This window comes from Bacillus sp. FJAT-27245, from assembly GCF_001273955.1.
Taxonomy (GTDB): domain Bacteria; phylum Bacillota; class Bacilli; order Bacillales; family Cytobacillaceae; genus Bacillus_D.
Genome location: NZ_LIGI01000001.1, coordinates 2,223,759 through 2,247,859 on the forward strand (window position 1 = coordinate 2,223,759; position 24,101 = coordinate 2,247,859).

Annotated in this window: 29 protein-coding genes and 1 tRNA gene; 22 read left to right on the plus strand and 8 right to left on the minus strand. The window is 45.1% G+C overall.

The window, feature by feature from the left end:
- The first annotated feature begins 8 nt into the window (after positions 1–8).
- The 9 genes from ADU24_RS10710 (at position 9) to ADU24_RS10750 (ending at position 6,814) form a co-directional block, all read left to right on the plus strand.
- The gene (locus ADU24_RS10710) at positions 9–365 is read left to right on the plus strand and encodes a VOC family protein (RefSeq protein WP_053366625.1); all 357 of its coding nucleotides are present in this window, start codon (positions 9–11) and stop codon (positions 363–365) included.
- Positions 366–486: 121 nt separating this feature from the next.
- Complete coding sequence (locus ADU24_RS10715) at positions 487–1,218, plus strand: ZIP family metal transporter (RefSeq protein WP_053368884.1); 732 nt, start codon at positions 487–489, stop codon at positions 1,216–1,218.
- A 141-nt stretch (positions 1,219–1,359) separates the two neighbouring features.
- Positions 1,360–2,172, plus strand: coding sequence for a YitT family protein (locus ADU24_RS10720; protein WP_053366626.1), 813 nt, complete (start codon positions 1,360–1,362; stop codon positions 2,170–2,172).
- A 148-nt stretch (positions 2,173–2,320) separates the two neighbouring features.
- Positions 2,321–2,563, plus strand: a complete 243-nt coding sequence (locus ADU24_RS10725; protein ID WP_053366627.1) for a DUF2164 domain-containing protein — start codon at positions 2,321–2,323, stop codon at positions 2,561–2,563.
- Between the two features lie 12 nt (positions 2,564–2,575).
- Positions 2,576–3,541 (plus strand): DMT family transporter, encoded by a 966-nt coding sequence (locus ADU24_RS10730; protein ID WP_053366628.1) that lies wholly within the window; start codon positions 2,576–2,578, stop codon positions 3,539–3,541.
- An 89-nt stretch (positions 3,542–3,630) separates the two neighbouring features.
- Positions 3,631–4,551, plus strand: a complete 921-nt coding sequence (locus tag ADU24_RS10735; RefSeq protein ID WP_053366629.1) for an oxidoreductase — start codon at positions 3,631–3,633, stop codon at positions 4,549–4,551.
- 98 nt (positions 4,552–4,649) lie between these two features.
- Complete coding sequence (locus ADU24_RS10740; protein ID WP_053366630.1) at positions 4,650–5,114, plus strand: CBS domain-containing protein; 465 nt, start codon at positions 4,650–4,652, stop codon at positions 5,112–5,114.
- A gap of 108 nt (positions 5,115–5,222) precedes the next feature.
- Positions 5,223–6,311 carry a metallophosphoesterase gene (locus tag ADU24_RS10745; RefSeq protein ID WP_053366631.1) on the plus strand — a complete coding sequence of 363 codons (1,089 nt, stop codon included), beginning with the start codon at positions 5,223–5,225 and terminating at the stop codon, positions 6,309–6,311.
- A gap of 95 nt (positions 6,312–6,406) precedes the next feature.
- On the plus strand, positions 6,407–6,814 hold the full coding sequence (locus ADU24_RS10750; protein WP_156324559.1) for a hypothetical protein: 408 nt from the start codon (positions 6,407–6,409) through the stop codon (positions 6,812–6,814).
- A gap of 56 nt (positions 6,815–6,870) precedes the next feature.
- On the opposite strand, the gene ADU24_RS10755 is transcribed toward ADU24_RS10750, so the two are convergent.
- Together ADU24_RS10755 and ADU24_RS10760 are read right to left on the minus strand one after the other, a co-directional pair.
- Positions 6,871–7,107: a transcriptional regulator SplA domain-containing protein gene (locus tag ADU24_RS10755; RefSeq protein ID WP_053366633.1), complete on the minus strand. Its 237-nt coding sequence runs from the start codon at positions 7,105–7,107 to the stop codon at positions 6,871–6,873.
- Between the two features lie 35 nt (positions 7,108–7,142).
- A complete protein-coding gene (locus tag ADU24_RS10760; protein WP_053366634.1) occupies positions 7,143–8,624 on the minus strand; it encodes an alkaline phosphatase family protein in 1,482 nt (493 codons plus the stop codon).
- A gap of 172 nt (positions 8,625–8,796) precedes the next feature.
- Here ADU24_RS10760 and ADU24_RS10765 point away from each other — a divergent pair, with 172 nt between their 5' ends.
- On the plus strand, positions 8,797–9,534 hold the full coding sequence (locus ADU24_RS10765) for an endonuclease/exonuclease/phosphatase family protein (RefSeq protein WP_053366635.1): 738 nt from the start codon (positions 8,797–8,799) through the stop codon (positions 9,532–9,534).
- Positions 9,535–9,581: 47 nt separating this feature from the next.
- Entirely contained in the window at positions 9,582–10,145 is a 564-nt protein-coding gene (locus ADU24_RS10770; protein ID WP_053366636.1) for a YkoP family protein, read from the plus strand.
- Between the two features lie 26 nt (positions 10,146–10,171).
- On the opposite strand, the gene ADU24_RS10775 is transcribed toward ADU24_RS10770, so the two are convergent.
- Positions 10,172–11,017, minus strand: coding sequence for a metallophosphoesterase (locus tag ADU24_RS10775; protein ID WP_053366637.1), 846 nt, complete (start codon positions 11,015–11,017; stop codon positions 10,172–10,174).
- A 109-nt stretch (positions 11,018–11,126) separates the two neighbouring features.
- Here ADU24_RS10775 and ADU24_RS10780 point away from each other — a divergent pair, with 109 nt between their 5' ends.
- Positions 11,127–12,266: an MGDG synthase family glycosyltransferase gene (locus ADU24_RS10780; RefSeq protein ID WP_053366638.1), complete on the plus strand. Its 1,140-nt coding sequence runs from the start codon at positions 11,127–11,129 to the stop codon at positions 12,264–12,266.
- Between the two features lie 66 nt (positions 12,267–12,332).
- On the opposite strand, the gene ADU24_RS10785 is transcribed toward ADU24_RS10780, so the two are convergent.
- A tRNA-Arg gene (locus tag ADU24_RS10785) sits at positions 12,333–12,406 on the minus strand.
- A gap of 282 nt (positions 12,407–12,688) precedes the next feature.
- Entirely contained in the window at positions 12,689–12,829 is a 141-nt protein-coding gene (locus ADU24_RS23330; protein ID WP_197277500.1) for a hypothetical protein, read from the minus strand.
- 194 nt (positions 12,830–13,023) lie between these two features.
- On the opposite strand from ADU24_RS23330, the gene ADU24_RS10790 reads away from it, so the two are divergent.
- Together ADU24_RS10790 and ADU24_RS23020 are read left to right on the plus strand one after the other, a co-directional pair.
- A complete protein-coding gene (locus ADU24_RS10790) occupies positions 13,024–13,908 on the plus strand; it encodes a YitT family protein (RefSeq protein WP_053366639.1) in 885 nt (294 codons plus the stop codon).
- 95 nt (positions 13,909–14,003) lie between these two features.
- Positions 14,004–14,150 carry a hypothetical protein gene (locus tag ADU24_RS23020; RefSeq protein ID WP_156324560.1) on the plus strand — a complete coding sequence of 49 codons (147 nt, stop codon included), beginning with the start codon at positions 14,004–14,006 and terminating at the stop codon, positions 14,148–14,150.
- A gap of 41 nt (positions 14,151–14,191) precedes the next feature.
- Here ADU24_RS23020 and ADU24_RS10795 read toward each other — a convergent pair whose 3' ends face one another.
- Entirely contained in the window at positions 14,192–14,860 is a 669-nt protein-coding gene (locus ADU24_RS10795) for an NAD(P)H-dependent oxidoreductase (protein ID WP_231689598.1), read from the minus strand.
- Between the two features lie 365 nt (positions 14,861–15,225).
- Here ADU24_RS10795 and ADU24_RS10805 point away from each other — a divergent pair, with 365 nt between their 5' ends.
- Both ADU24_RS10805 and ADU24_RS10810 read left to right on the plus strand, forming a co-directional pair.
- Positions 15,226–15,969, plus strand: a complete 744-nt coding sequence (locus tag ADU24_RS10805) for a PAS domain-containing protein (RefSeq protein WP_053366641.1) — start codon at positions 15,226–15,228, stop codon at positions 15,967–15,969.
- A gap of 69 nt (positions 15,970–16,038) precedes the next feature.
- Positions 16,039–17,229, plus strand: a complete 1,191-nt coding sequence (locus ADU24_RS10810) for a serine-tRNA(Ala) deacylase AlaX (protein WP_053366642.1) — start codon at positions 16,039–16,041, stop codon at positions 17,227–17,229.
- 171 nt (positions 17,230–17,400) lie between these two features.
- Here the strand turns inward: ADU24_RS10810 and ADU24_RS10815 are convergent, their stop codons facing one another.
- On the minus strand, positions 17,401–18,189 hold the full coding sequence (locus ADU24_RS10815; RefSeq protein WP_053366643.1) for a TIGR00266 family protein: 789 nt from the start codon (positions 18,187–18,189) through the stop codon (positions 17,401–17,403).
- 220 nt (positions 18,190–18,409) lie between these two features.
- Here ADU24_RS10815 and ADU24_RS10820 point away from each other — a divergent pair, with 220 nt between their 5' ends.
- The gene (locus tag ADU24_RS10820) at positions 18,410–19,063 is read left to right on the plus strand and encodes an exonuclease domain-containing protein (RefSeq protein WP_053366644.1); all 654 of its coding nucleotides are present in this window, start codon (positions 18,410–18,412) and stop codon (positions 19,061–19,063) included.
- Between the two features lie 67 nt (positions 19,064–19,130).
- Positions 19,131–19,292, plus strand: coding sequence for a hypothetical protein (locus tag ADU24_RS23025; RefSeq protein WP_156324561.1), 162 nt, complete (start codon positions 19,131–19,133; stop codon positions 19,290–19,292).
- Between the two features lie 29 nt (positions 19,293–19,321).
- On the opposite strand, the gene ADU24_RS10825 is transcribed toward ADU24_RS23025, so the two are convergent.
- A complete protein-coding gene (locus ADU24_RS10825) occupies positions 19,322–19,501 on the minus strand; it encodes an H-type small acid-soluble spore protein (RefSeq protein ID WP_053366645.1) in 180 nt (59 codons plus the stop codon).
- A gap of 176 nt (positions 19,502–19,677) precedes the next feature.
- Between ADU24_RS10825 and ADU24_RS10830 the strand changes: the two genes are divergently transcribed.
- The 4 genes from ADU24_RS10830 (at position 19,678) to ADU24_RS10845 (ending at position 24,058) form a co-directional block, all read left to right on the plus strand.
- Positions 19,678–20,043 carry a hypothetical protein gene (locus tag ADU24_RS10830; protein WP_053366646.1) on the plus strand — a complete coding sequence of 122 codons (366 nt, stop codon included), beginning with the start codon at positions 19,678–19,680 and terminating at the stop codon, positions 20,041–20,043.
- Positions 20,044–20,458: 415 nt separating this feature from the next.
- The gene (locus ADU24_RS10835; protein WP_053366647.1) at positions 20,459–21,739 is read left to right on the plus strand and encodes an MFS transporter; all 1,281 of its coding nucleotides are present in this window, start codon (positions 20,459–20,461) and stop codon (positions 21,737–21,739) included.
- Positions 21,740–21,744: 5 nt separating this feature from the next.
- Positions 21,745–21,993 (plus strand): hypothetical protein, encoded by a 249-nt coding sequence (locus tag ADU24_RS10840; RefSeq protein ID WP_053366648.1) that lies wholly within the window; start codon positions 21,745–21,747, stop codon positions 21,991–21,993.
- Between the two features lie 121 nt (positions 21,994–22,114).
- On the plus strand, positions 22,115–24,058 hold the full coding sequence (locus ADU24_RS10845) for an LTA synthase family protein (protein ID WP_053366649.1): 1,944 nt from the start codon (positions 22,115–22,117) through the stop codon (positions 24,056–24,058).
- Positions 24,059–24,101: the final 43 nt, after the last annotated feature.

Below are 24,101 nucleotides of genomic sequence, written 5' to 3' on the forward strand. Positions count from 1 at the left end.
GAAAAACGATGTTATTATTTCATCATTGTGCTATTGAAACGAACCGCCTTGAAGAGGTGGAAGGTTTTTATAAAAATATCCTTGGATTCCGGGTTGAGGATACGATTGATTTTCAAGGTAACAAGCTGATCTTTTTGACGCTTGGAGGTTTCCGGCTGGAATTGGTTCAATCGGATGGGCCGCCAAGAGGCGATAGCATCATTCACTTGTGCTTTGAGGCTGGCGCACTTGATAGCATGATAAAAAAAATCGAACATGCGGGCCTGGAAAAAGCGGAAGGGCCTTATACATTGGAAAATGGCTGGAGAACCGTTTTTTATAAAGGATTGGCGGGTGAAACGCTGGAGTTTCTTGCCACAAGGTAATAAAAATTGGGGAGGAATGGTTTCATTCTTCCTTTTCGTATTTGATAACTTTTCCGTGAGATTAATCTATCCATAAAGGGGGTAGTTAGAAAAAAACCAAATAAGAAAAATGGGGGATACGATGGAGAATGCGATTTTTGGAAGCCTGATTTCGGCGTTGGCCACCGGAGCGGGCGCATTGCCAATCCTGTTTGTGAAGGAAATTTCGAATAAGTTCAGGTACAACCTTTTGGCCTTGGCTTCTGGAATCATGCTTGCAGCCTCTGCCTTTAGCCTAATACCCGAGGCATTGAATTCCTCGGGACTTTTTATCCTTGCGCTTGGGTTGCTCGCAGGCACGTTCCTGCTGAATTTGCTTGACCAGAAGCTCTGCAACCTTGACCTTGACGGTTACCGGTTTGCAGACCGTTTATCAAAAAGCACGCTCGTTATCCTATGCGCTATGGTAGTCCATAATATTCCCGAAGGCCTGTCCGTCGGGGTCAGCTACGGTTCCGACAATAAAAATCTTGGCGGGCTGATTGCGTTTGCGATCGGCCTTCAAAACGCTCCCGAAGGATTTCTTGTCGCCCTTTATTTATTGAAGGAAAAGATTTCGAAGTGGATTGCTTTGGCGATAGCAACCGGGACAGGCCTTGTGGAATTTTTATCCTCGATGGCAGGATACGGCCTTGCTTCAAAAATTAATGGACTCGTTCCTTTCGGGTTAAGCATTGCGGCCGGGGCGATGCTTTTTATCATTTATAAGGAACTCATTCCTGAAAGCCAGGAGGGGGAAAGTGTCCGCTTTCCGACTTATTCCTTTATTGTCGGTTTGATTATTATGCTAACAATGGTTGAAAAGCTGGGCTGATGAACCTGGAAATGGGACCGCGAAAAATTTTCGCGGCTCTTTTTTATGACTTCTTTTAATAGTGAAAATAAACTATTAAATTTACTGGGGATGGAGTTGATGTTATTTTGGAATAAGTGATTTTTATAGGAGGATACGAGAATGCAGCTACTAGTTATCACGATTGGTTCGCTCATCACCGCGGCTGCCTTTAATTTTTTCCTGATTCCGCATGAAGTACTTTCAACCGGTATTAGCGGACTTTCGATGATGATTGGGTTGTTGACGCCTTTTGATACGGGAGCCGTGAATTTTCTGCTGAATTTGCCGCTGCTTGTACTTGGTTATATGAAACTGGGCAGGAAATTTATATTGCACACGATTGTTTCCGTTATCGTGATCTCGGTTGGGTTGTCGGTGATTCCTGTGTATGAAGTTGCAAGCAACATCATCCTTTCATCGGTTTTTGGCGGTGCGATTGCTGGTTTTGGCATGGGGCTCGTATTGCGCCAATCTGCATCTACTGGGGGCCTGGATATTATCGCGATGATTGTAGCCCGAAAAAAGGACTTTCCGATTGGAACGCTGCTTTCGGCAATGAATGCCGTCATTATCGGGATAAGCGGTTTACTGCTTGATTGGGATACAGCGTTGAATACGATGGTCTCCATTTTCGTTACCGGTAAGGTTATTGACACCCTCTATACCCACCATGTCAAACTAACCTTGACCATCATTACGTCAAAAGGGGAAGAGATGCGGGAGCAGCTTGTGGAAAATGTCTACCGGGGACTGACTGTTCTCGATGGGATTGGCGGGTTTTCAAAGGAAGGACGAAATATCCTTATGACGGTCATCACGCGTTACGAGCTGGCCGAGGTAAAATCGTTGATCGCTGAAGTTGACCCAGATGCTTTCGTCAATATTACGAAAACAATCGAAGTCATGGGGCTTTTCCATAAACAGAGCGCTTGAATGACGGCCGGTTTCCACAAAAGAAACCGGCTTTTTTGCGCTTTACAAAATGTTTGTTATTAACTATTCTTGATTAATACAGATTATTGTGAAAAAAGGGGACTGGGCAAGCCCTGTAAAATTGCCGATTAGAGAAAGAGAGGTTACTATGTTTTTTTCATTCAGCAAACAGCAAAAGGATCAACTCATTGGCGATATTCAAGAATTCTTTTTAAAAGAGCGGGGAGAAGAGCTCGGGAATTTGGAGGCCGAGAACGTGCTTGAGTTTTTCAAAAATGAACTCGGGCCTTACTTTTTCAACGAGGGCATCAAGCAATCCAGGAAAGTGGCCGAGGAAAAAATGGCCCAGCTGGAAGAGGAATTGTATTCGCTTGAACGGCCTTTGAAATAGGGGGCCAAAATCATGAAACCGATTGTTCTCGGAATTTCCTCAGCGTTTTTCTTCGCATTTACCTTTGTCCTGAACCGGTCAATGGAACTTTCCGGAGGCCATTGGATTTGGAGTGCGTCGCTCCGCTATTTTTTCATGGTTCCGTTGTTGTTGCTGCTTGTCGCCGGCAGGAAAAATCTTAAGCCGCTTTGGGACGAAATGAAACAGAAACCTGGAGCCTGGCTTTTGTGGAGCACAATTGGGTTTGGGTTATTTTACGCGCCGATTTGCTTTGCCGCCGCCTTTTCTCCAGGCTGGCTGATTGCCGGTACGTGGCTTGTTACAATCGTATCGGGTGCTTTGCTTTCACCGCTTTTTTTCGAAACGAAGGATGGGGTCCGGGTGAGGGGAAGGATTCCGGTAAAAGGGATGCTCATGTCCGTCATCATCCTCGCTGGAGTTGCGGTGATGCAGCTCGAGCACGCCAAATCGCTAGGAACTAAGGAATTCCTTTTCGGGGTTGTTCCGGTGCTGATTGCTACTTTCGCATATCCGCTCGGCAACCGAAAAATGATGGAGGTAGCGGGCGGAAGGCTGGATACGTTCCAGCGCGTGTTGGGAATGACGGTTGCCAGCCTTCCGTTTTGGCTGATACTTTCGGTCTATGGGGTCCTTGTCACCGATTTGCCCTCAAAAAGCCAAATCGTCCAGTCTGCAGGGGTCGCAGTCACTTCAGGCGTAATCGCAACCGTGCTGTTTTTCATGGCGACTGATTTAGTCAGGGGAGACATGACGAAAATGGCCGCGGTGGAAGCGACCCAATCTGTCGAAATTTTATTTGCCCTGGCTGGTGAAGTGCTCTTTCTGGCAGCGCCGTTTCCATCACCAATTTCGTGGGCGGGAATCGTCCTTGTTATTGTCGGGATGGGTCTGCATAGCTTTTCATCCGTTCTCCATCCGGGAAAAAAGAAAAAAACAATCGTGCAAGAATCAGCATAAGCCCTCCTGAACTGGAGGGCTTTTATTTTTTTAAAACGCCACCATTCGACTATAATTAGGGCATCAGAAGATTTGGGAGAAGGATGCAGATGACAAATGGATGGATTACAGAGGACATAAGCGATGTAGCGGGAAAAAGGGTGGTTATAACTGGCGGAAATAGCGGAATCGGCTTTGAGGCCGCACGTGCGCTCGCCGCAAAAGGTGCAGAGGTAATTTTTGCAGTAAGGAATATCGCAAGGGGGGAAGCGGCTGCCGCCAAAATAATGTCGGAATGCCCGGATGCATCCGTCAACTTGATGCAGCTTGATTTGAGCGACCAGGCATCCATCAGGAAATTTGCAGGCGAATTTTCCGGACGGTTCTCTTCACTCGATATCCTGATCAATAATGCAGGAATCATGATGCCGCCATTAAGCAAAACTCGAGACGGGTTCGAAGCACAATTTGGCAGCAACCATCTTGGTCATTTCGCACTTACAGGGCTGTTATTGGATTTGTTGAAAAACACTCCCGGTTCCCGTGTTGTCACGATAAGCAGCCTCGCCGCACACAAGGCGCGGATTGACTTCGACAACCTTGATGGGTCGCGCGGCTATAAACGGTACAAATTTTACGGGCAGAGCAAGCTCGCCAACATGATGTTCGGGAAAGAGCTTCAGATCCGGCTTGAACGGAGCGGCCTTGATGTAAAAAGCATCGTTTGCCATCCTGGCGTGACTCATACGAATCTTGCATCGAGAAATTCCGGACGGGAAATGAACAGTTTGTTCAGGATGATTTCTCGGGCCATCACCCAGCCAACCGCGATGGGCGCCCTGCCGACACTTTATGCGGCAACCGAGCCTTCATTGCAGGGCGGGGAATACATTGGGCCGGAAGGGAAAAAGAAACGGAAGGGCTACCCGAGAAAGGACCCGGTCATTGAGCGAATTTATGATGCGGAAACGGCGGCGCGGCTGTGGAGCCTATCAGAGGAGTTGACGGGAGTAGTTTACAATTTTAAATAGACCCTGATTTACATTTTCCAACAAGTTTGACTTTTTCCACCCAAATTGAAATACTGAAAATGGATGTACAACCTATGTAAAAAGGGCTGGTGGGACTTATGAAAGTGAAGGATTTTATGATTGCGGATGTCATTAGCGCTGCGCCGGTAATGACGCTTGCCGAGCTTATGGCACTGTTCGTCGAAAAAGAAATAGGGGGAGCACCTGTTTGCGGAGCGGATGGCGAATTGCTGGGTATGATAACGGATGGGGATATCCTCCGCGCAATCCAGCCAATTGACCGGAAAATTTTCGATTTCCTCCTGTACATGGAATGCATGGAAGAAATGGATGTAAAAACGAGGCTGAAGGAAACCGCCGGCACACCAATCCTATCAATCGCTAAAACGAAAAATCTTGTTACCGTTACTCCCGAAGACGACGTGAATATTGCTATTAAACACCTTTCTACCCATCATTTTAAAAAATTGCCTGTCATTGATGAAGAAAATCGGGTTGTCGGCGTCATCAGCAGGGGTGATGCCATCCGAAAAATCCAGTCTACAATCCTTAAGGATCTGTAACCTGGCCTTGCCAAACAAGAGCGCGCCCATGCAAACGGCACGCTCTTTTGAAGTGCCGTGACCCTGTTCAGTATAACGATACAATAAAGATAAAGGAACATTCTGCATATGACTTGGACTGTTGTTGCAGCCATTGCGGCTGCCTTGCTTGTTTACGGACTTATTTGTTTCTATATAGGATTCAATGGCTGGGTTTGGCTTAGGCTGAACAAGCCGCTGCGAAAATGCAAATACGCCTATATCGCTCTTATAATCTTCCTATCCGTTTCATTGTTCGCTGGGAGATTTATTCCCATCCCTCTTCTTAGCCTGATTGGCGGGTATTGGATGGTCATCGTCGGCTACAGTCTACTGATTTTGCCGATTATCAACATATTTGTGCTTCTTTTTAAAAAAAGGGGCGTTTACTGGATTGGCATCGGAGTTCTCGCATTCTATACAATTATCTTTGTATACGGCTCGTTTAACGCGTGGAGCCCTGTCGTACGTACATATGATGTAACAATCCAAAAGCCGGCCAATCGGGAGAACATGAAAATCCTCATGGCGTCCGATTTTCACCTTGGCCAGATTGTCGGGAAAAACCATCTTGACCGCTTTGTAGAAATAGCCCTTGTTGAAAAACCGGATATGATCCTAATTCCGGGTGATTTGATAGATGATTATATTGCTCCGTTTTTGAAAAGCAATATGGATGAGAGCCTAAAAAAGATTCACGCTCCCCTAGGAGTTTATGCGGTTCTTGGGAATCACGATTATTACGGCGGGGATAAGGAGAAAATCGTGGCAGAAATGGAGAAGGCGGGGATTACGGTCCTCGAGGATGAAACTGTAGTGGTCAATAATGAAATTATTCTCGCCGGACGTAAGGATCCGACCGACCGCAGCAGGGCCGAGCTCGATTCATTCATGGGAAGCGAGGATGTTACAAAGCCCGTTATCCTGATGGACCACCAGCCGATTGCCCTTGAGGAAGCGATGCGCGCCGGAATTGACCTTCTCTTATCGGGGCACACACACCGCGGCCAGGTTGCTCCCGCGCAATTCATTACGAGCCGGATATATGAAAATGACTGGGGTTATCTGAAAAAAGGGACACTTCATTCAATCGTATCATCCGGCTTCGGCACCTGGGGCCCAGCGCTGCGCATTGGCACCCGTTCCGAAGTCGTGATCATAAATGTTCATTTTAAATAGTGGAAAGGGGAGCTGCCATTTATGGGCAGCTTTTCTTTTTCGCGTGAAACTAACCATCCGGCTAAGCTAATCCTGATAGTCTTTGAAGTTTCTTGATGAAAGGTAATCACGTTGTGAAAGCCCACATTCAATTAAATCACCCGAAACATAACGAAATTGCTTTAGCGCCCAAAGAGCGGGCTGGCCAGTGCTCAATTGGTTTCTCAAAGACCCAGCAAAAAATACGAGCTTTCCGAAACATTTTACCGGCCGACGTTTTGAAAAATCCACTAACTCGTCAAAAAGGAAAAAACGCCAAAGTGATTGGCGTTTCAAACAAATTATCGATTGTTATTGTTTTGCCTGCGATTCTTTTGGCCATTGTTCTTGTTATCACCTGTGACAGCGTCGACAACGTTCTCAATCGTCTGGCMGATCTTATTCATAAATCCGCCGTTGTTATCGCGATTATTGTTTCCCTGGCGATTGGTTTGGTTATCCATTCAATTCACCTCCACTACTAGGGTGTGCAACTACATCCAATCTATTCAGCAATTTCCGGGAACAGGAGGGGACGATTTTAAAAATAATGGTCCTTAAATGCCCTTTCGGCTGCTTCTTCCGAGGAAAAAAGCGCGTCATCATCCTCAATAACATGAAAGGTTTCATGAATGAACAAGGCAAGCGCGTTAGGATCCTTTGGGTGCTGGACAACTTCTGCAGGGCGGATATTTGCAACTGTCGGTGTGTGCGGATTATTGTAGATGACGTACACTTCGTCTCCCGCTTTTATTTCCTTTGGGTCAATTGTTTCCATACTGCATTCCTCCTTCGAAAATTAAACCGTTCCTTTTAAGTACTTTTTACTATCAGGGAAAGGATCCACTTTTTTAAATCAACTATCCTCATATGTTCCGGTAGCGAATCGGCGCCCGCTACAATGAGGGGGACAAGCGAATCCTGTTCATGGAATCCCCCGTGACCAGCCCCGCCCAAGTGAACTGGGCTGCCTTCTCCTACAAACTCATGGCCTGGACGTGCACTTACCGCAAGGAATTCACCTTCATGTGAATGAAGGGAGCTATATAGCCTTGCGAGCGCATCGGGATACAAACCATACTTAACCCGATTATCCGTGACAGAAATATCGAGAATGTCCAGGTTTCCTTCCAAATCCCATGTTTGGCCATATTGATCATGTAAAACGCCATCAGGCTGAAAGCGTAATTCCCCGACAATCCCACCTGAACGGACCTTTATCTGCCTACCATTTTTCCAAGCAATCACATCAATCCTGTTGTCCCCGGAAAGGAGCATGGCAATGTCTTCAATCAGCGCTTCGTCCTCATTCAATGAATAAACATACGTCATCCTGTCATTTACCGCGAGGGCGACTTGATCCCCGGTTGCCGGACCTTTTCCAAGCCTCATGATTTTATAGGGGCTTACTAGCTTCCTTAAATCAATTACCGCGTGCTTACGATCCGAATGCACCCATGCCTGGCCATTATCGCCCATAATAATCCAGCTGATATTTTCAAGTGCTTTTTGCCAATCGCCGAAAAGGCCCAGGATTTGTTGCAGCTGCTTGTCCGCTTTTTCAATGCCCACCCTGTCCATTCGCCCGTATTTATGGATCCGCTGATCGAGATCCGGAAGATAAACAATCGTAAAAGGGGGCAGTTTTTTTTCCAAAACAAGAGGGCTAAATTGCTGGACGGAAGACCGATCATTGACGCCAGCCTTTTGCCAGAAATGTTCGTTCCTCCAAGACTTCCCCAGTTTCGAAAATCTTCCATAAGAAAAAATCACCGGTGCGTAAACTGGGCGCGTCCTGCTTAACGGGGTAAACCGCCCGAGAATTTTGGGTAAATGAAGAAAATGTGGCGTGTTGCCACGGAAGACGAGTGCATTTATCGATGCAGAATCAAGTCCCTGTCTGTACAAATCCTCATGTAGGGTACTTACTTCCCTGCTAATGTGGGACTGGTTCAAGTTGAAGAGCAAGTCCTCAACCGCTTTTACAACACCCAGTTTGAATAGCTCCCGGTAATGGCTTCCGTAGTTGATTAGCCTGTTTTCCTTCATGTTATACCAGACAAGGCCGGGTATTTTATGTTGATTGCAATACGTTCCGGTAAGCAACGTCGTATCCACATTTACCGACATGGTTGGAAAGGGAGCAACGAGGTCGGGTGAATAAGTGCCATTTTTTATGAAAAAATCAAACGCCGGCGCCATGCCTGCCCGGATTGCTTCGTTAAGTGGGGCGTCCATTAACGTATCGACTATGATCATGATGACCGGTTTTCCTTTGGGTGGGTTAACATTCATGGCGGCAGTCCATCCCTTGTCAGTAATAGTGGCGCTTATCGTTAATATGTACGAATTTAGAAAAAAACATGTTCCCCGCCATTTTTCGGCAACTAAATGGATAAAGTTTTTTTAATAAAGATTTAGCCTTGAGAAAAGATAGTAGTGAATTCTTTGGCGGGAAGGTGCGGCAGTGGATTTCAAGGTAATGACATTTAATATCCGGCATGGGAGAGGGACCGATAAGAAGCTGAATTTGGAGCGGATTGCGAGGATTATAAAGGGATCCGGAGCCGATATCATTGGCTTGAATGAGGTCGACCGTTTTTATTCCAACAGGAGCGGCTTTCTCGACCAGGCCCGGTGGCTGGCGGAAAAACTGGAAATGGACCATGTTTATGGACCTGCCGTGACAGTGGAAAACAAGGAAGGTGGCAATGACAAACAATTTGGCAATGCGTTGTTGAGCCGTTTTCCACTAATGAAAGTAGAAAATCATCCTTTTGACTTCCTCCCAAAAAGGGCAGAAGCCCGCGCCATATTAGAGGCCAATGTAAATATAGGAGAAAAGCAACTTGGTATTTGGGTTACACACTTAAGCCTTGGCCTTTTCCAGCATAGAAAGCAAATCGCGTTTATTTTGGAGAAGGCCAAAAACAGATCACAGCCACTTCTCGTAATGGGGGATATGAACATGGTCCCATCTTCCAGGGGATGGAGGAAAATGGCCGACACATTCAATGATGTGTGGCTGGAAACAAACAAAGAGCATGGCGGCTATACATTTCCTTCAAGGAAGCCGTTTCGGCGGCTCGATTATATTTTCGCAACAAAAAACCTTCAGGCCATCAAGACGGAAGTGTACAATTCGGAAAGCAATGCTTCCGATCATCTTCCCCTAATGGCCACGATCGGGTTTCTGGATAGCTGACAGCCTGGATGTGAGAATTTTATTTATCGGAAAAAGGAAGAATAGGGATGAAACAACATTTATTAAGTGCATGGATGGTATTGGACCCGCTTTACTTCCGTTGTACAAGGCTCACTTACCTGGAAGATGCAAACAATATTTTTCGGGTGAGGCTTACAAAATATAAAGGACGGGATCTTTTGCTTTCCGATGGCACACAAATTTCAAAAAACGACGTTCTTGTAAAAATCCATCTTCATAACGTCCGGATCCTTCGGGATATCTATCCGATAAAAAATGATGTACGGAGGGCAAGGATTATTTATCAGCATGTCCTGAGGTCATTGCCGGCAATCGAGAATTTTATCAAAGGCCATAAACGTTCGGATGAGATTAAAGGGATCATTGGGATCACAACTTTATGCAAGGGGGCAGAACGGTTAGGGTTTGAGGTTTTCTCAATCTCAAATCCTGTGTACCACTGGCTAAAGTGGGTTACTTTCCTGCCAATTCTCTTTCTTTCAGTTAAAGATGTTTCCCTGCAAAGGCTTGGGAAGAAATCACCGCCCGGATATTTGGTCATGTCTACGGCAAAACTAAGGAAGCTGTACAGCCTAACCCACGAAAAATAAGCTGCCAACGAAGGATTGGCAGCTTTTTAGACAGCCGGCTGTGAAACTCCTTTTGCCGGGGTGAAAAACAATTGATGCAACGTAATTTCAGGGCGGCTTCCAACACGGATATTAACCCCTGTTTGCCCAAGGCCTTCGTTAATATAGAACGGCTTCCCATCGTACCAATGCAAGCCTTTAATCATATTCATCCTCACAAGCCTGCCCATCTTCACAAGATGATAGGCTTTCGGATAACAAATTTGCCCGCCGTGGAAGTGGCCCGCAAGCAAGTAATCATAATGGTATTCCTTCATATGGAGAACAACATTCGGGTCGTGTGTCAGAACCACATTCATTCCGTCCTTCAAACCCTTATATGAAGCGTCCAGCCTGCTTCGGCCTGTACTGAAATCGTCAATGCCAATTATATTGACCGGCTGTCCATTTACAAGGATGTGCATGTTTTCATTATAGAGCACAGTGCAGCCTTCCTGTTTAAGAGTGTCTTTTAAAAACTGAAGGTTTTCTCCCTTCAAGACATAGTCGTGATTTCCCAACACGGCGTACATTCCGTATTTCGGTTTCAAATTATGCAATGCTCTTAGATACGGAACAAGCCTTGGAATGGAACGCTTCCTGTCCAGAAAATCACCTGTAATGGCAATCAGGTCGATTCTTTCAGTTTTTACTTTTTCAACTAAGTTCTCGGGAGAAATGGAGATATTCTCAAGATGCAAATCCGAAAGCTGCAGGATGTTCAGGACCGGTACAGTGCCTGAGCCCTGTCCGACTTTAATTTTCGTAAAAACAACGTCCTTCGTATTTATATATGCACGCCGAATTGCCCAAATAAGAAAAATGAAGGCAATGGCGAAAATGAGTAATTTCATGGAAAATCACCTCCATATTCAATTATACAGGCTAAAAGACCTTTAAACCGAGGGAATTGAAGGAATTCCTGCCGTCGTACAACCTGGACTAACAGATTGAGGGATTGGAATGGAACACACAGCCAGTAAAAAAATCTTATTTCTGCCGTTTTTGCAAATCCCTTCAGGGCATTACCAGGCGGCAAAGGCCATCATGGACGGAATCGCAGAAAAGCAGCCAAAAGTTGAATGCGAAGTTGTCGACATTCTTTCCTATACATTTGGAAAAATGGAGAAGGCTGTCTCACAAATTTATTTAAGGTGGATCCATACATTCCCAAGGTTATACAGTTTGGTATACCGCCTAAATGTGAATACCGGCACTAAGGTTGAAAAACAATTCAAGCTTTATGAATGGCTATTTTTAAAGGCAATGAGAAACCTGCTCGATGAAAAAACGCCCGACCTTATCGTTTGCACACATGGTTTGCCATCCTATTTGCTGAACATCTTGAAGGGCAGGGGAGAGGTTCATGTACCTGTGGTCAATGTGTATACCGATTATTTCATCCATCAAGTGTGGGGGAAAAAGTCGATTGATTTTCACTTTGCGCCGACAAAAGAGGCCGGCGATTTTTTGGCGTCTGCGGGGATAAGTGAAAATAGGATTTATGTGACTGGCATCCCGATTCATCCATCCATACGGAAAAAATCCCTTGCTGATAAAAAGAAAAATTCTTCAAGGTTGTCCGTATTGGTCACCGGAGGAAGCCTTGGAATCGGCTCTATCGAACAAACGGTTTCCAGGGTGGGGGAAAGGGGAGGGATTCAGTATTCGATATTGTGCGGTACGAATAAAGGCTTGTATGAACGGCTTAAAGCGTTGGGAAAAAGAAATGTCAAACCGCTGGAATACATTAGGTGCAGGAAAGAAATGAACAAATTATACGATTCTGTAGATGCGATCGTGACAAAACCGGGAGGGGTAACGCTGAGCGAATGTCTTTTTAAAAGACTGCCGATTTTCATTTTCCACGCATTGCCTGGCCAGGAGGAATTTAATTTGCAGACACTCGAAAAGCTTGGCGTTATCATGCGCCTGGATGCCGACACGGATGGCGGGCAGGAAATCGAAAGGCACATTGCCGGCTTTTTTAAAAACAGCCGTTCAGTGGAGAAGTACAAAGAAAAGGTAAACAACTATCTCGAAACAATCACACCCAGATGTCCCGAGGATATAGTCCTGGACTTATTATACGGGGAAAAATAAGTACTTCTGAAGGTGCCTGTACAAGGAAAATATAAAAAAACCCTTGAAAACTCAAGGGTTTTGTAGCGTCCCAGAAAGGATTCGAACCTCCGACCTACAGTTTAGGAAACTGTTGCTCTATCCTACTGAGCTACTGGGACATGATATAATAAATAGCTTCAAACCGGGATAACCGTGCGCACCAAAATCGTTCGTAACGTTATGGCACAAAAATTATTATAGCGCCAAAAGTTGAAAAGGTCAAATGGATTTTTAAACTTTTAAAAAAAACTTTTTAAATCAATTTCGGGAACGCCAGTATTGACCGATTGTAAACAAATTAAAAAACAAGTTCCCCAACTTGCTCATTAAAGCAGGAAAGAGGTAAAGACAATTAAAAAAGGAAGGCCGTCATTCCACTTTGGAAGGCCTCCCGCATTTCATTAAAAATAGTTTTTGTATACTTCCGTGTTCTGGCCGCAGACGGCGCAGTGGTATTCAATCTCCAGTGAGTCCTCTAGGGCAAGATGCTCCGTTTCCTGCTTGCAGTTTTCGCAGTACCTGATTTCCTTTAGGTTCTCCATGATCCTGCCTCCTTTTAAAAAGTACTCACTATTGTTTTGACCTAATTATGCTTCCACTAAACCCCTCTTTCCAAAAAAAATCTCCGCGCCTTTGCAACATCCACTAAAAAATTCCCGAAAAAAAGGCATTTAATCGGATTTGGCAGTCTTTGTTGCTGTATAATTAAACTATGTAGAAAGAAGGAGGTCCATGAATGACAGAATTAACACAAGTAAAGGCTACACACAAACGGCTTACGAGAGTCCAGATCCTTGCCAGGACCATCGGGATCTTCCTAGGGTCCGTCCTGACTGCGGTAGGGCTTGAAATATTCCTTGTCCCGAACAAAGTCATCGACGGAGGGATTGTTGGCGTCTCCATTATGCTTTCCCACGTTACAGGCATCAGCCTCGGTTTGTTCATTTTCATCCTCAACATACCATTCTTTTATTTAGGGTACAAACAAATTGGCAAAACCTTTGCCTTTTCCACGTTATTCGGCATTACATCCTTGTCCATTTTCACCGCCCTTTTTCATCCGGTTCCACCGTTTACGGCTGATATTCTGTTGGCGACCGTTTTCGGAGGAATGGCTGTCGGAGTAGGTGTCGGGCTGGTCATCCGTTACGGGGGCGCCCTCGATGGAACGGAAATTTTGGGGATTCTGATTACAAAGAAAACGCCTTTCTCGGTTGGGGAAATTATCATGTTCTTCAATGTTTTCATTCTAGGAGCTGCTGGATTCGTCTTCAGCTGGGACCGCGCGATGTATTCTATCCTTGCCTATGTCATAGCATTTAAATCGATTGATGTTGTTGTCCAGGGCCTTGAGGAATCCAAATCTGCCTGGATTATTAGCGACCATTACCAGGAAATCGGCGATGCGATACTTAACCGCCTAGGTAGAGGTGTCACCTATCTGGAAGGTGAAGGCGCTTTTTCCGGCGATAATAAGAAGGTAATTTTTTGTGTCATCACGCGGTTGGAGGAAGCAAAATTAAAAGATATTGTCCAAGGCTATGACAGCTCTGCTTTCCTTGCGCTTGCGGATATTTCGGAGGTTAGGGGAGGCCGTTTCAAAAAGAGAGATATACATTAACCAGGTCCTCCGAAGGGCCTTTTTTTCATTCTTCTTTAAAATTTCCCTTCGACCAAAACGGCACCCCTTGGGGATAGCGGGAGTTTTCGGTCATTATGGCCGGCCTTGCCGCCGGGCAGCTGAAAATCTTCGCAGGCATCTATATCCTTGTCATCGCACTCATCGGAACAGCCCTGTTCCTGGCGGCGCCAAAGCTTAATAGAATGATTTTTGGAAAGTTGGCAGAGACGAAAGGGGAATAAAGAAGCTGACGACAATTAAGTGCCAGCTTTTCATTTGTTTCTTACAAGTACGCCGGTTGACGCGCCATCACTTTTGCGGCGGCGACGGCACGGACCTTCGCCTCTCCGACAATTCCAGGGGCTTTTTTCGGGAAAGCATCGAGGCCTTCAGCGATTACCGAGTCGAGCACATCGATTCCAAGGAAGCGAAGCGCGATTTTCAAATAGCGGTCTCCTGATTCCAACTCCGCCATTGGCAGCCCGGTATACAAGCCGCCCCTTGTTTGGATGTGGATGGCGGTTTTACCGGATAGTAATCCTTTTGGGCCATTCGCTGTGTGGACGAATGTCTTCCCTGTAACAAAAAGATTGTCCAGGAATGTTTTCAACACGGCAGGGGAGCTAAGATTCCATAAAGGCGAGACAAACACAAAGTAATCATATTGGATAAACTCGTCAGCGAGGCGATGCATCTTGCTGATTTTGGTTTTCTCCTGCTCTGTCAGATCATCAAACGACAGTCCGTAACCGGCCAGTTTTCCCCGGGCCGAAATAAGGTCCGCATCCATCCGCGCCATATCAAACTGAAATAGGTCAATCTTCGTAATATTAATATCGGGCTGTTCCTCGATGAAAGATTGCAAAAAGGCCTCGCCAATCTGCATGCCTTTCGATTTCTCCGGACCTTTTGGGTTTGCTGAAATATAGAGCAATTTGGCCATTTTTATCATCCATTCTCCTTAAAGTTTCTCAATCTCATTATACAAACAAAAGCTTGCTCACTAATGCACAAATAATGAAAATTGCGTGACCTATTTTCACACATATTGCTCGTAATCCTCTTAAAATGGTGCAACGAAAAAAGAGGGCGATTCTATTGCTAATCTGGTACATCCTCATTTTGCCGGCTCTGCTTTTGGGGGTTGGCTTTTTCGTTGACTATATTTATAAGAAAAAAAGGAATCACAAATCTTAACCCTGACAAAAGGCGCTTGCGCATTTTGTTCTACCAAAATTTTATTCCTGAAGGCATCTTAAAAGGCACAATTGCCGATACGGATATGGTAGTATTGTTTTTAATAAGGGGGATGCGTGGATGGATACAATCGTACTTGATCATTTAACATTTGCTGTCATGGCAATCGACAAGGATTTTAACATAACGGTTGCCAATAAAATGTGCAAAACTATACTCGATATTGAGCCTGCAGAGGCAATTGGCCGGAATATTGATGAATTTTTTGACAATCCTCCGGAATTTACAAGGACGGTCCAGCACTCGCTCGAACAGGAACGGGATTTCAGGTACGATGTTTTTCCATACACTTGGGGGAAATACAGGAAAACCCTCAGCCAGCGTTCAACCTTGCTGCGTGCAGATGACGGTTCAATCATTGGCGCCATGATTGAGTTTGAGGATATTACCGAAAGACACGAACGCGAACAACAATTCAGGTCATTTATGGAAGCGAATTCAATCAATATCATCCCTATCGGAAAAGGCATCGGGATGCTTTCAATGCAGACCTTGCCATATGAAATGGATCAATCCAAATTTACCTCATTAGGGGCAGAAGCGATGCGTAAGGCATCGAAAATGGACATGCTCCATCTTATTCTGGATGCTTCCTCTTTATCGATTATTCGGATGGAATCGAATATTACAGTCTTCAATAGTTTAATAAAGGGCTTCAAGTTGCTGGGAATCTCGATTGTGATTGCTGGGATTAGGCCAGAAATCGCCGTGCATGCAGTCAACGCCGGTATTGATATAAAGGGCACGAGGACGTTCACGAACATGAGCCAGGCGATCGACTTTTTAAGAAGCCAGGCGCTATAACTAGATTACTGGCCCTGTACAAACAGGCATGATTTGTTTTTGGTTTACAACATATAGAGGTGGCGCGTAATGACAAGAAAACTATATTATGAAAATCCCTACTTGACTTCTTTTCAAACAAGCCTAATTAAACAGGAACAGGATGAAAACGGGGAGTGGTATGCCGTTTTGGAGGCGACGGGATTTTATCCGGAAGGCGGCGGACAGCCATTCGACACCGGATTTGTGAATGGAGTGGAAGTAAAGAAGGTAGAAGAGGTGGATGGCGAAATCCGCCATTACCTTGCCTCAAGCCTTGATGCCGAGAATGGCCCTGTTGAAGGTACGATTGATTGGGAACGGAGATTCGACCACATGCAGCAGCATACAGCCCAGCATATCCTTTCAGCCGCTTTTGACAATCTTTTTGGCTTCAGGACGGTCGGCTTCCATCTTGGCAAGGAAGAATCCACGATCGATCTCGATATGAGTACCCTGAATGATAGCCAAGTTAAGGAAGCCGAAATGCTGGCGAACCACATCGTCCTTGAGAATCGGCCGATTGAAACAAGGTGGGTGAACAAGGAAGATGCGGAAAAACTGCCATTGCGGAAGGCTTTAGCGGTTGAAGAAAACATTCGGCTCGTCATTATCCCAGATTTTGATTACAACGGCTGCGGCGGCACACATCCTTGCTCGACAGGTGAGGCGGGAATGATCAAGATTCTCGCAATCGAAAAGGAAAAGAAAAAATACCGCGTCACATTTGTAGCCGGAAACAGGTCTTTTCGGCAGTTTTCCAAGAAAACCGAGATTCTCGCAAGGCTTACCCCGCTATTAAATGCTCCCCAGGAAGAAATGGAATCTGCCATAAATACGCTTTTGGAGACGAAAAACGCGCTCGAAAAAAAGCTGGAGGAAGCAGACGAAAGGCTGATTGCGTTCGAAGCGGGACAAATGCGGCAAAATAGGGAACATACAAACCTTCCTGTCACTGGCTTGTTTGAAAACAGGCCGGTCCAGGAACTTCAGAAACTGGCTAGGGCGATCGTTATGGAAGAGGATGGAACGAGGGCAGTACTTGTTGCAAAAAACGGGGACAAGCTTCAGCTCGTTTGTGCTAAAAGCAACGATGCAAGCGGGAATATGAAAGAAGCTGTATCCAGTGCCCTTCCATTGATTAATGGAAGGGGCGGCGGAAACGAATTGTTTGCCCAGGGAGGCGGAGACGCAACAATTACGCCTGGCGAATTGCTGAGCGAACTGCTTGCAAAAATATAAAAGGAAAGGCGCCTGTCACAAGGACAGGCGCCTTTCTGCGTATTGAGGCGGGAAACCACGCGCCACATTCGCATGTTCCGAAACGGAATGTTTCCCGGCTTACACAATTCAGCTCATCGCTTTGCTATTGTACCATGGTGATGAAGCGTACACAAGCCTTTTTTAAAAAGATTAATCCCCATCTAAAATGTTGAACAGTCCTTTTGCGAGGCTTCCTTCATCACGAGACCCGCCCATTTGAGGCATCGCAGCAAACACACGGCTTGCAAGGCGGCTGAATGGAAGCGATTGGACCCATACAGATCCAGGCCCCCTAAGCGTCRCGAAAAATAGTCCTTCACCGCCAAACAGCGCTGTTTTCACTCCTTTAACAAATTCGATATTATAGTCGACCCCCGAAGTCATGGCAACAAGGCAGCCTGTATCGACACGCAAAACCTCGCCAGGCTGCAGCTCTTTTTTATGGATGGTTCCACCAGCATGGATGAAGGCCAATCCATCGCCTTCAAGTTTCTGCATGATAAATCCCTCGCCCCCAAAGAAACCGGTGCCAATTTTCCTTTGGAACTCGATCCCGACCGAAACACCCTTTGCAGCTGCCAGGAAGGCATCCTTTTGGCAAATAATCTTGCCGCCGAGCTCACTTAAATCCATCGGAATGATTTTTCCTGGATAAGGGGATGCGAAGGAAACATGGCGTTTGCCGCTTCCGACATTCGTGAACGTTGTCATAAACAGGCTTTCACCCGTCAACATCCTCTTCCCGGCGGAGAAAAGCTTCCCCATAAAGCCCCCGGTCCCACCGGAACCATCCCCAAATATTGTTTCCATTGAAATGCCGTCTTCCATCATCATTAGACTTCCGGCTTCGGCAATGACCGTTTCATTCGGGTCTAGTTCAACTTCCACGAATTGCATATCATCTCCATATAGCTTGTAATCAATCTCATGGTTATTCATAGCTTTTCCTCCTAACGGAATTTATCCTCATACCCAAGTATAATCGAATTATTGGGCAGGCGCTTCATCTAAAATAAATTTTGTCCACGTTTTCAGGCCCATCAAGAGGAGGAAAAACGAAACTTCATTCCTTAACAAAAGACAAATACAATGCAAACGTGTAGAATAACCATTAATTGGTCCTATAGGAAGGCCGCGAAAAAACAAGGAGGAATCTGCTATGTCAGGTAAACTTAAAACGGGCCTACTGGCTGATACGGAAACGACCGGCCTTAAGCCGGGAGAGGACGAAATTATCGAACTTGGGCTTATATTATTTACATATAATGAAGAAACAGGGGAAATCATCGATACTCTCGAGGAGGCATCGTTCCTCCGTGAACCATTGTCATCATCATCGATTCGTAATTATCCTGGCGCATTCAAGGTCCATGGCATCCCATTCAGCCATGTGGAAGGAAAAGCATTTGATGATGAAAAAATTAAAAAGTTTTTCTCTTACCCGAATTCTGTACTGGCCCATAACGCCTCTTTTGACAGAAGCTTTCTTTATTATATGTACCCGGAAGTAAATAATTTGAAATGGTACTGCACAATGAGGAATATTCCCTGGAAACAATACGGCTTCCCAAGCGGCAGCCTCCTATCCTTGTTGAAAGCCCATGGAATTTCCGGAGTACAGCAGCACAGGGCTTTGGACGATATCCTTCAGTTAATGTCCTTGCTGAAACAACCCAATCATGATGGATACCCTTATTTACGTGACGTTTTTCAGAAAAAACCAATGGGCAAATATGATCCCGGGGCAAGGAAGACAGCTTACCGGAACTGGCGAAAGCCGAATGCCGGAAGGGTTCCTTCCCAGGGCCAATAGTTCGTACAATTGAAAGAATAGGCAACCTCCTTTCAAGCAAACAATAAGGCGAAAAGGGGGGACCAGGATGCCAAGGGGCAAAGAATTAGAACAGCTTCCAATGGGTAAGACCGCGCCGGGAGCCGGGAAGGACCTTGGGGTTTTTAAAAGGGATACACTTAAATCCTTTAACCGTACTACTCAGCCGAAGCCATCATTGATAAGGGAAGGCACGGACACTGACGCATGAAGAGAGCCCCGCGTTTTGCGGGGCTTCACTTATTCCTCTTTAAGTTCCCTTATATCAACAATTGACCGCTCCTCCAATGGCCCTCTCAAATGCACCGTCGCCATTTTTCCGTCGTCATGCAGTTCATCAATCCAGACGGAAACACCGTTATAGGTTACATCAATGTCCGCTGATGATGAAAGGATTTGCCTAAGCCTATTTGAATCCACATGGACCCCTCCAATCAAGTTCCTCTTATAATAGAGTGGGCAGGTGTACAAATATTATCCGTGCAACACCAAAAATTGAAAAAACCAAAAAGTTTTTTTGAAATCATTATACTTGTCCACTCACTTTCAGTTTTCTTACATAAGTTACAGTAGGAATCAGGAAGGGAGGGTTAAAGATGTCTTACAACGAAAACTACACAATGGGACAAGGCATGGTTCAAGGCCAAAGCCAGCGGCAATCCCGTAACCGTGTGAGAACAGTAGAAATTGACGCCGACCAGGTCATCATCCGCACGAATAGGGTTCGGATTGAAGGCGCGCGGAAAGGTAAGGGCCACGGGTATTCTTCCATGGACGTAGGCGGAGCAGGGGACTACAATTACGGCGACTATAGCGAATATGATGGGAATGTCGCAGGCGTATCCTACGGCAATGAATATGATGGGAATGTCGCAGGAACTTCATACGGAAATGAATATGGCGGGAATGTCGCAGGAACTTCATACGGCCGTCGCCATTGCAAGGGCGGATTTTGGCTCTAATCTTGAATAAGGCAGGAAATGCACATTGCATTTCCTGTTTATTCATTAGATATTTAGGTAGTTGCGTTGGCGCCCCGGGGAAAGCGAAATGCCCGGAGCGGAAATTAACCACCTCGTCCACATTTGGAAACCAATCTTTAGTTCAACCTATATAGGTACTTGGAGAAATGAAAATTTTTGATTCAACCTAAGTAGCTTCTATTATATATACATTCCTTTACATTCGCTTCCAAAGTAGGCTTTTTGAGCAAGAGTTTACCTTTGAAAAAGTGAATGTAAAATGGAGCTTCAACAACAAGCCATTTTATTTTCCTATTTCGTAAAATTACGTCTTGCAGGTTCACTGGCGGGGGTTTATGATTACAAATGAAGTTAGTCAAAATGAGGCTTTTATTATTCGAAGGACGATGAAGCTGTGAACCTTAACCAACTCCCGGAAACGGTGAAAACAAACGAGAATTTCAGCATTAAAAATGGAATTGCCTCAACAATTGTACAAAATTTAACGAATAACTATTTTACCTTATTCGCAATCGGCGTCCTCGGGGCTTCGAACTATCAAGTGGGGCTTATCAGTTCCCTCCCGCAGTTTATTGGAATGTTCGCCATGCTCACTTGTTCCGTTATGATGGGAAGGATTAACCAGAAAAAAACCTTTACCGCCTATTCGGTACTCGCAACCAGGCTATTCCTTTTTTGCATGGTTTTTGTCATCTATGTTCCTGAAACGTACCGAAGCTGGGTCTTTGTGCTTTTGGTGGGGTTGATGAACTTTCCTGGTTCATTTGCGATGCTTAGCTGGCAATCGTTTATAGGAGATGTCATTCCCGACCACCGACGAAATGGTTTTTTTAGCGAAAGGAACAAAATATTGACGATTGTCGGCATGGCTGCTACGTTCTTAATAGGCCTTTCCCTGCAGCAATTCGACAAAAGCAATCCATTGCCGTACCAGGCTCTTTTTCTCCTGGCTGTTTTTTTCGGAGCCGCGGAAGTCTACTACATAATGAAACATCGGGAAGCAAAGGCTGAACAAAAGCCGAAACAATCCGGATTTAGCCTAAGACTAAGGATTTTCACCGATAAGCCGTATTTTTATTTCCTGATTTGCGGTTTGTACTTCAATTTTGGCTGGCAAATGGCCTGGCCGCTGTTCAGCATTTATCAAATCAGCTATGCACATGCGAATGGTTTTTGGATCAGTATCCTAACCGTCGCAAACCAGCTTGCGCAAATTGCGAGCTTTACATGGTGGGGAAAGATGGCTGACAAGCATGGGAATTCAAAGATGATGATTCCGCTCGCACTCGGAATGGCACTCGCGCCGGTAACGATGATCCTTTCCACCAATCTCGTCTATATTACCCTTGCCAATGGCCTGTCCGGATTTTTTGTTTCCGGAACGATCCTCATTTTGTTCAATCAGCTCCTGGAAGTGACGAAGGAAGATAACCGGAGCTCGTATATTGCCAATTATAATGTTTTGTTAGCGATAATTGGTTTTATCGCTCCCCAGTTTGGGGTATTTTTACTAGAAGCAACCAACATAGGGATATCTATGTCCATTTCTACCGGAGTTCGCGCCTCAAGTGCGATCCTCTTCTTTATGTTTTACGTATTTATGAAAAATAGGAATAACAAAATCCTGATTAAAAAAATGGGAGTTACAGCTGGCAGTGAATTGGAAAGGAGATGATCACCATGGGAAAATGCAATCTTGACCACAGTTTAGAAGATGTCCGAAAAAAATATGAAACCCAAAAGGGGTTTCTTCCGTCTACTATATATGATGCTTTTGAAGCCAAGCTCCAGGGCGCCCCGGAACAAACGACCTTGAATGAACTTTTTCACCTGCTTAAAAAATATGACCTTGCCTCCGGGGAGGAAAGGGCTTTAAGGAACAGCGAACTAATACGAATCCTGTCGGGGAATAATGAAAAAAGCCAATAAATATAACAGCCGGACGGCAAGAATTGGCAGTATTATTATTTTATCTTTCCCCTATAATGTGTTATAGTGATTTAGGTTCGTTTACCCGTGGTTTACGGTAAGTGAAAGGAGAATCAACACGATGCAATTTAAACAAACAGTAGATTGGAAAAATAGAAAATATTCATTTTTTATTCTGGCAGTTATCCTGTTCTGGATAAAAACTTACATTGCCTACAACATTGAATTCAAACTAGGAATTGACAATGGCATGCAGAGATTCCTGCTATTGATCAACCCGATTAGTTCTGCGCTCTTTTTCTTTGGATTCGCGCTTTTATTCAGGAAAAAGATCCAGTTTACGCTCATCCTGATTTTAAACTTTGTCCTTTCCTTCCTTTTATACGCCAACATAGTGTATTACAGGTTCTTTAATGACTTCATTACCGTACCGGTTCTGATGCAGACGAAGACGAATGCGGGGCAACTTGGCGACAGCGCGCTATCGCTTATGTCATTGACAGATGTATTTTATTTTACCGACACGATTTTATTAGCCTTTTTGGCTGTTAAGGCATTCGGGAAATTCAAGGAACCAGGAAAGCGCTCATTCAGGCTTGCGATGCTATTCGCGGTAACAACCTTCCTGTTCAACCTCGGGCTTGCCGAAAAGGACCGTCCACAACTGCTTACCCGGTCGTTTGACAGGGCGTACCTTGTAAAATACCTTGGGGCTTACAATTTTACCATCTATGATGCGGTTCAAAACATTAAATCATCCAGCCAGCGGGCATTGGCTGACAGCAGCGATATTACGGAAATAGAGAACTACAGGAATGCGAATTATACCGAACCGAACCCGAAATATTTCGGGAAAGCGAAAGGGATGAATGTGATTTACATTTCCCTCGAATCACTGCAAAGCTTCATCATCGACTATAAACTCGATGGGCAGGAAGTGACTCCTTTCCTCAACTCGCTGACTCGGGATCCTAATACGTTCTATTTTAAAAACGTATTCCACCAAACAAGCCAGGGAAAAACATCTGATGCGGAATTTTTGATGGAAAACTCGCTTTACCCGATGTCACAGGGTTCCGTTTTTATTAACAAGGCCCAGAACACCTTCCATGCAAACCCTGCAATACTGAAGGGATATGGATATAATTCCGCAGTTTTCCACGGGAATTACAAAACATTCTGGAACCGGAATGTCATGTATAAAGCACTTGGCTACGACCGTTTCTTTGATGCCGAATATTACACAATGAAGGATGAAGAAACGAAAAACTACGGAATGAAAGATAAGCCTTTCTTCAAGGAATCGATTCCGTTACTGAAATCGTTGAAACAACCTTTCTATACGAAATTCATTACCTTGTCCAACCACTTCCCATTTGAAATGGACGAAGGGGATACAGACTTCCCGGCTGGCACAACAGGAAATAACGTTGTGGACCATTACTTCCAGGCCGCGAACTACATGGACCAGGCAATTGAACAATTCTTCAATGACCTGAAAGCTTCCGGCCTGTACGACAATACGATGATCGTCATGTACGGCGACCACTACGGCATTTCGGAAAATCACAATGAAGCAATGAGCCAGGTCGTTGGTGAAGAAATTACTTCATTCAAAAACGCACAGCTGCAAAGGGTTCCACTGTTTATCCATGTACCAGGCATGAAAGCGGAGCAAATTGACAGCTTTGGCGGCCAAATCGATGTGCGGCCGACTGTGCTTCACCTTCTTGGAATTGACACGAAAGACTTCCTGGAATTTGGTTCAGACCTTCTTTCTTCTCAGCATCACCAGGTAGTCGGTTTCAGGAATGGCGATTTCGTTTCACCTAAAGTAACCCAGGTGAATGAGAAGTGCTATGACACTGCCACTGGCGAACTGCTTGAAGATGGAGCAATGTGCGCAGAAAATGCGGAAAGGGTCAAAACCGAACTTCAACTGTCAGATGAAATCGTCCTTAAGGATCTGTTGAGGTTTTACACGCCTGACGGCTTCACACCAATCAATCCGAATGACTATGAATACATTAAGGAAGATATTCCCGTAGAAGAAACCACTGAATAGCAAAAAGGCGAAGGAGCAAATCCTTCGCCTTTTCCTTTTCGCT

Excerpts from the sequence above, each read along its gene's own strand:
- ADU24_RS10710 (WP_053366625.1), top strand. The coding sequence starts at position 9 with ATGTTATTATTTCATCATTGTGCTATTGAAACGAACCGCCTTGAAGAG.
- ADU24_RS10715 (WP_053368884.1), top strand. The coding sequence starts at position 487 with ATGGAGAATGCGATTTTTGGAAGCCTGATTTCGGCGTTGGCCACCGGA.
- ADU24_RS10720 (WP_053366626.1), top strand. The coding sequence starts at position 1,360 with ATGCAGCTACTAGTTATCACGATTGGTTCGCTCATCACCGCGGCTGCC.
- ADU24_RS10725 (WP_053366627.1), top strand. The coding sequence starts at position 2,321 with ATGTTTTTTTCATTCAGCAAACAGCAAAAGGATCAACTCATTGGCGAT.
- ADU24_RS10730 (WP_053366628.1), top strand. The coding sequence starts at position 2,576 with ATGAAACCGATTGTTCTCGGAATTTCCTCAGCGTTTTTCTTCGCATTT.
- ADU24_RS10735 (WP_053366629.1), top strand. The coding sequence starts at position 3,631 with ATGACAAATGGATGGATTACAGAGGACATAAGCGATGTAGCGGGAAAA.
- ADU24_RS10740 (WP_053366630.1), top strand. The coding sequence starts at position 4,650 with ATGAAAGTGAAGGATTTTATGATTGCGGATGTCATTAGCGCTGCGCCG.
- ADU24_RS10745 (WP_053366631.1), top strand. The coding sequence starts at position 5,223 with ATGACTTGGACTGTTGTTGCAGCCATTGCGGCTGCCTTGCTTGTTTAC.
- ADU24_RS10755 (WP_053366633.1), bottom strand. The coding sequence starts at position 7,107 with ATGGAAACAATTGACCCAAAGGAAATAAAAGCGGGAGACGAAGTGTAC.
- ADU24_RS10760 (WP_053366634.1), bottom strand. The coding sequence starts at position 8,624 with ATGAATGTTAACCCACCCAAAGGAAAACCGGTCATCATGATCATAGTC.
- ADU24_RS10770 (WP_053366636.1), top strand. The coding sequence starts at position 9,582 with ATGAAACAACATTTATTAAGTGCATGGATGGTATTGGACCCGCTTTAC.
- ADU24_RS10775 (WP_053366637.1), bottom strand. The coding sequence starts at position 11,017 with ATGAAATTACTCATTTTCGCCATTGCCTTCATTTTTCTTATTTGGGCA.
- ADU24_RS10780 (WP_053366638.1), top strand. The coding sequence starts at position 11,127 with ATGGAACACACAGCCAGTAAAAAAATCTTATTTCTGCCGTTTTTGCAA.
- ADU24_RS23330 (WP_197277500.1), bottom strand. The coding sequence starts at position 12,829 with ATGGAGAACCTAAAGGAAATCAGGTACTGCGAAAACTGCAAGCAGGAA.
- ADU24_RS10790 (WP_053366639.1), top strand. The coding sequence starts at position 13,024 with ATGACAGAATTAACACAAGTAAAGGCTACACACAAACGGCTTACGAGA.
- ADU24_RS23020 (WP_156324560.1), top strand. The coding sequence starts at position 14,004 with ATGGCCGGCCTTGCCGCCGGGCAGCTGAAAATCTTCGCAGGCATCTAT.
- ADU24_RS10795 (WP_231689598.1), bottom strand. The coding sequence starts at position 14,860 with ATGATAAAAATGGCCAAATTGCTCTATATTTCAGCAAACCCAAAAGGT.
- ADU24_RS10805 (WP_053366641.1), top strand. The coding sequence starts at position 15,226 with ATGGATACAATCGTACTTGATCATTTAACATTTGCTGTCATGGCAATC.
- ADU24_RS10810 (WP_053366642.1), top strand. The coding sequence starts at position 16,039 with ATGACAAGAAAACTATATTATGAAAATCCCTACTTGACTTCTTTTCAA.
- ADU24_RS10820 (WP_053366644.1), top strand. The coding sequence starts at position 18,410 with ATGTCAGGTAAACTTAAAACGGGCCTACTGGCTGATACGGAAACGACC.
- ADU24_RS23025 (WP_156324561.1), top strand. The coding sequence starts at position 19,131 with ATGCCAAGGGGCAAAGAATTAGAACAGCTTCCAATGGGTAAGACCGCG.
- ADU24_RS10830 (WP_053366646.1), top strand. The coding sequence starts at position 19,678 with ATGTCTTACAACGAAAACTACACAATGGGACAAGGCATGGTTCAAGGC.
- ADU24_RS10840 (WP_053366648.1), top strand. The coding sequence starts at position 21,745 with ATGGGAAAATGCAATCTTGACCACAGTTTAGAAGATGTCCGAAAAAAA.
- ADU24_RS10845 (WP_053366649.1), top strand. The coding sequence starts at position 22,115 with ATGCAATTTAAACAAACAGTAGATTGGAAAAATAGAAAATATTCATTT.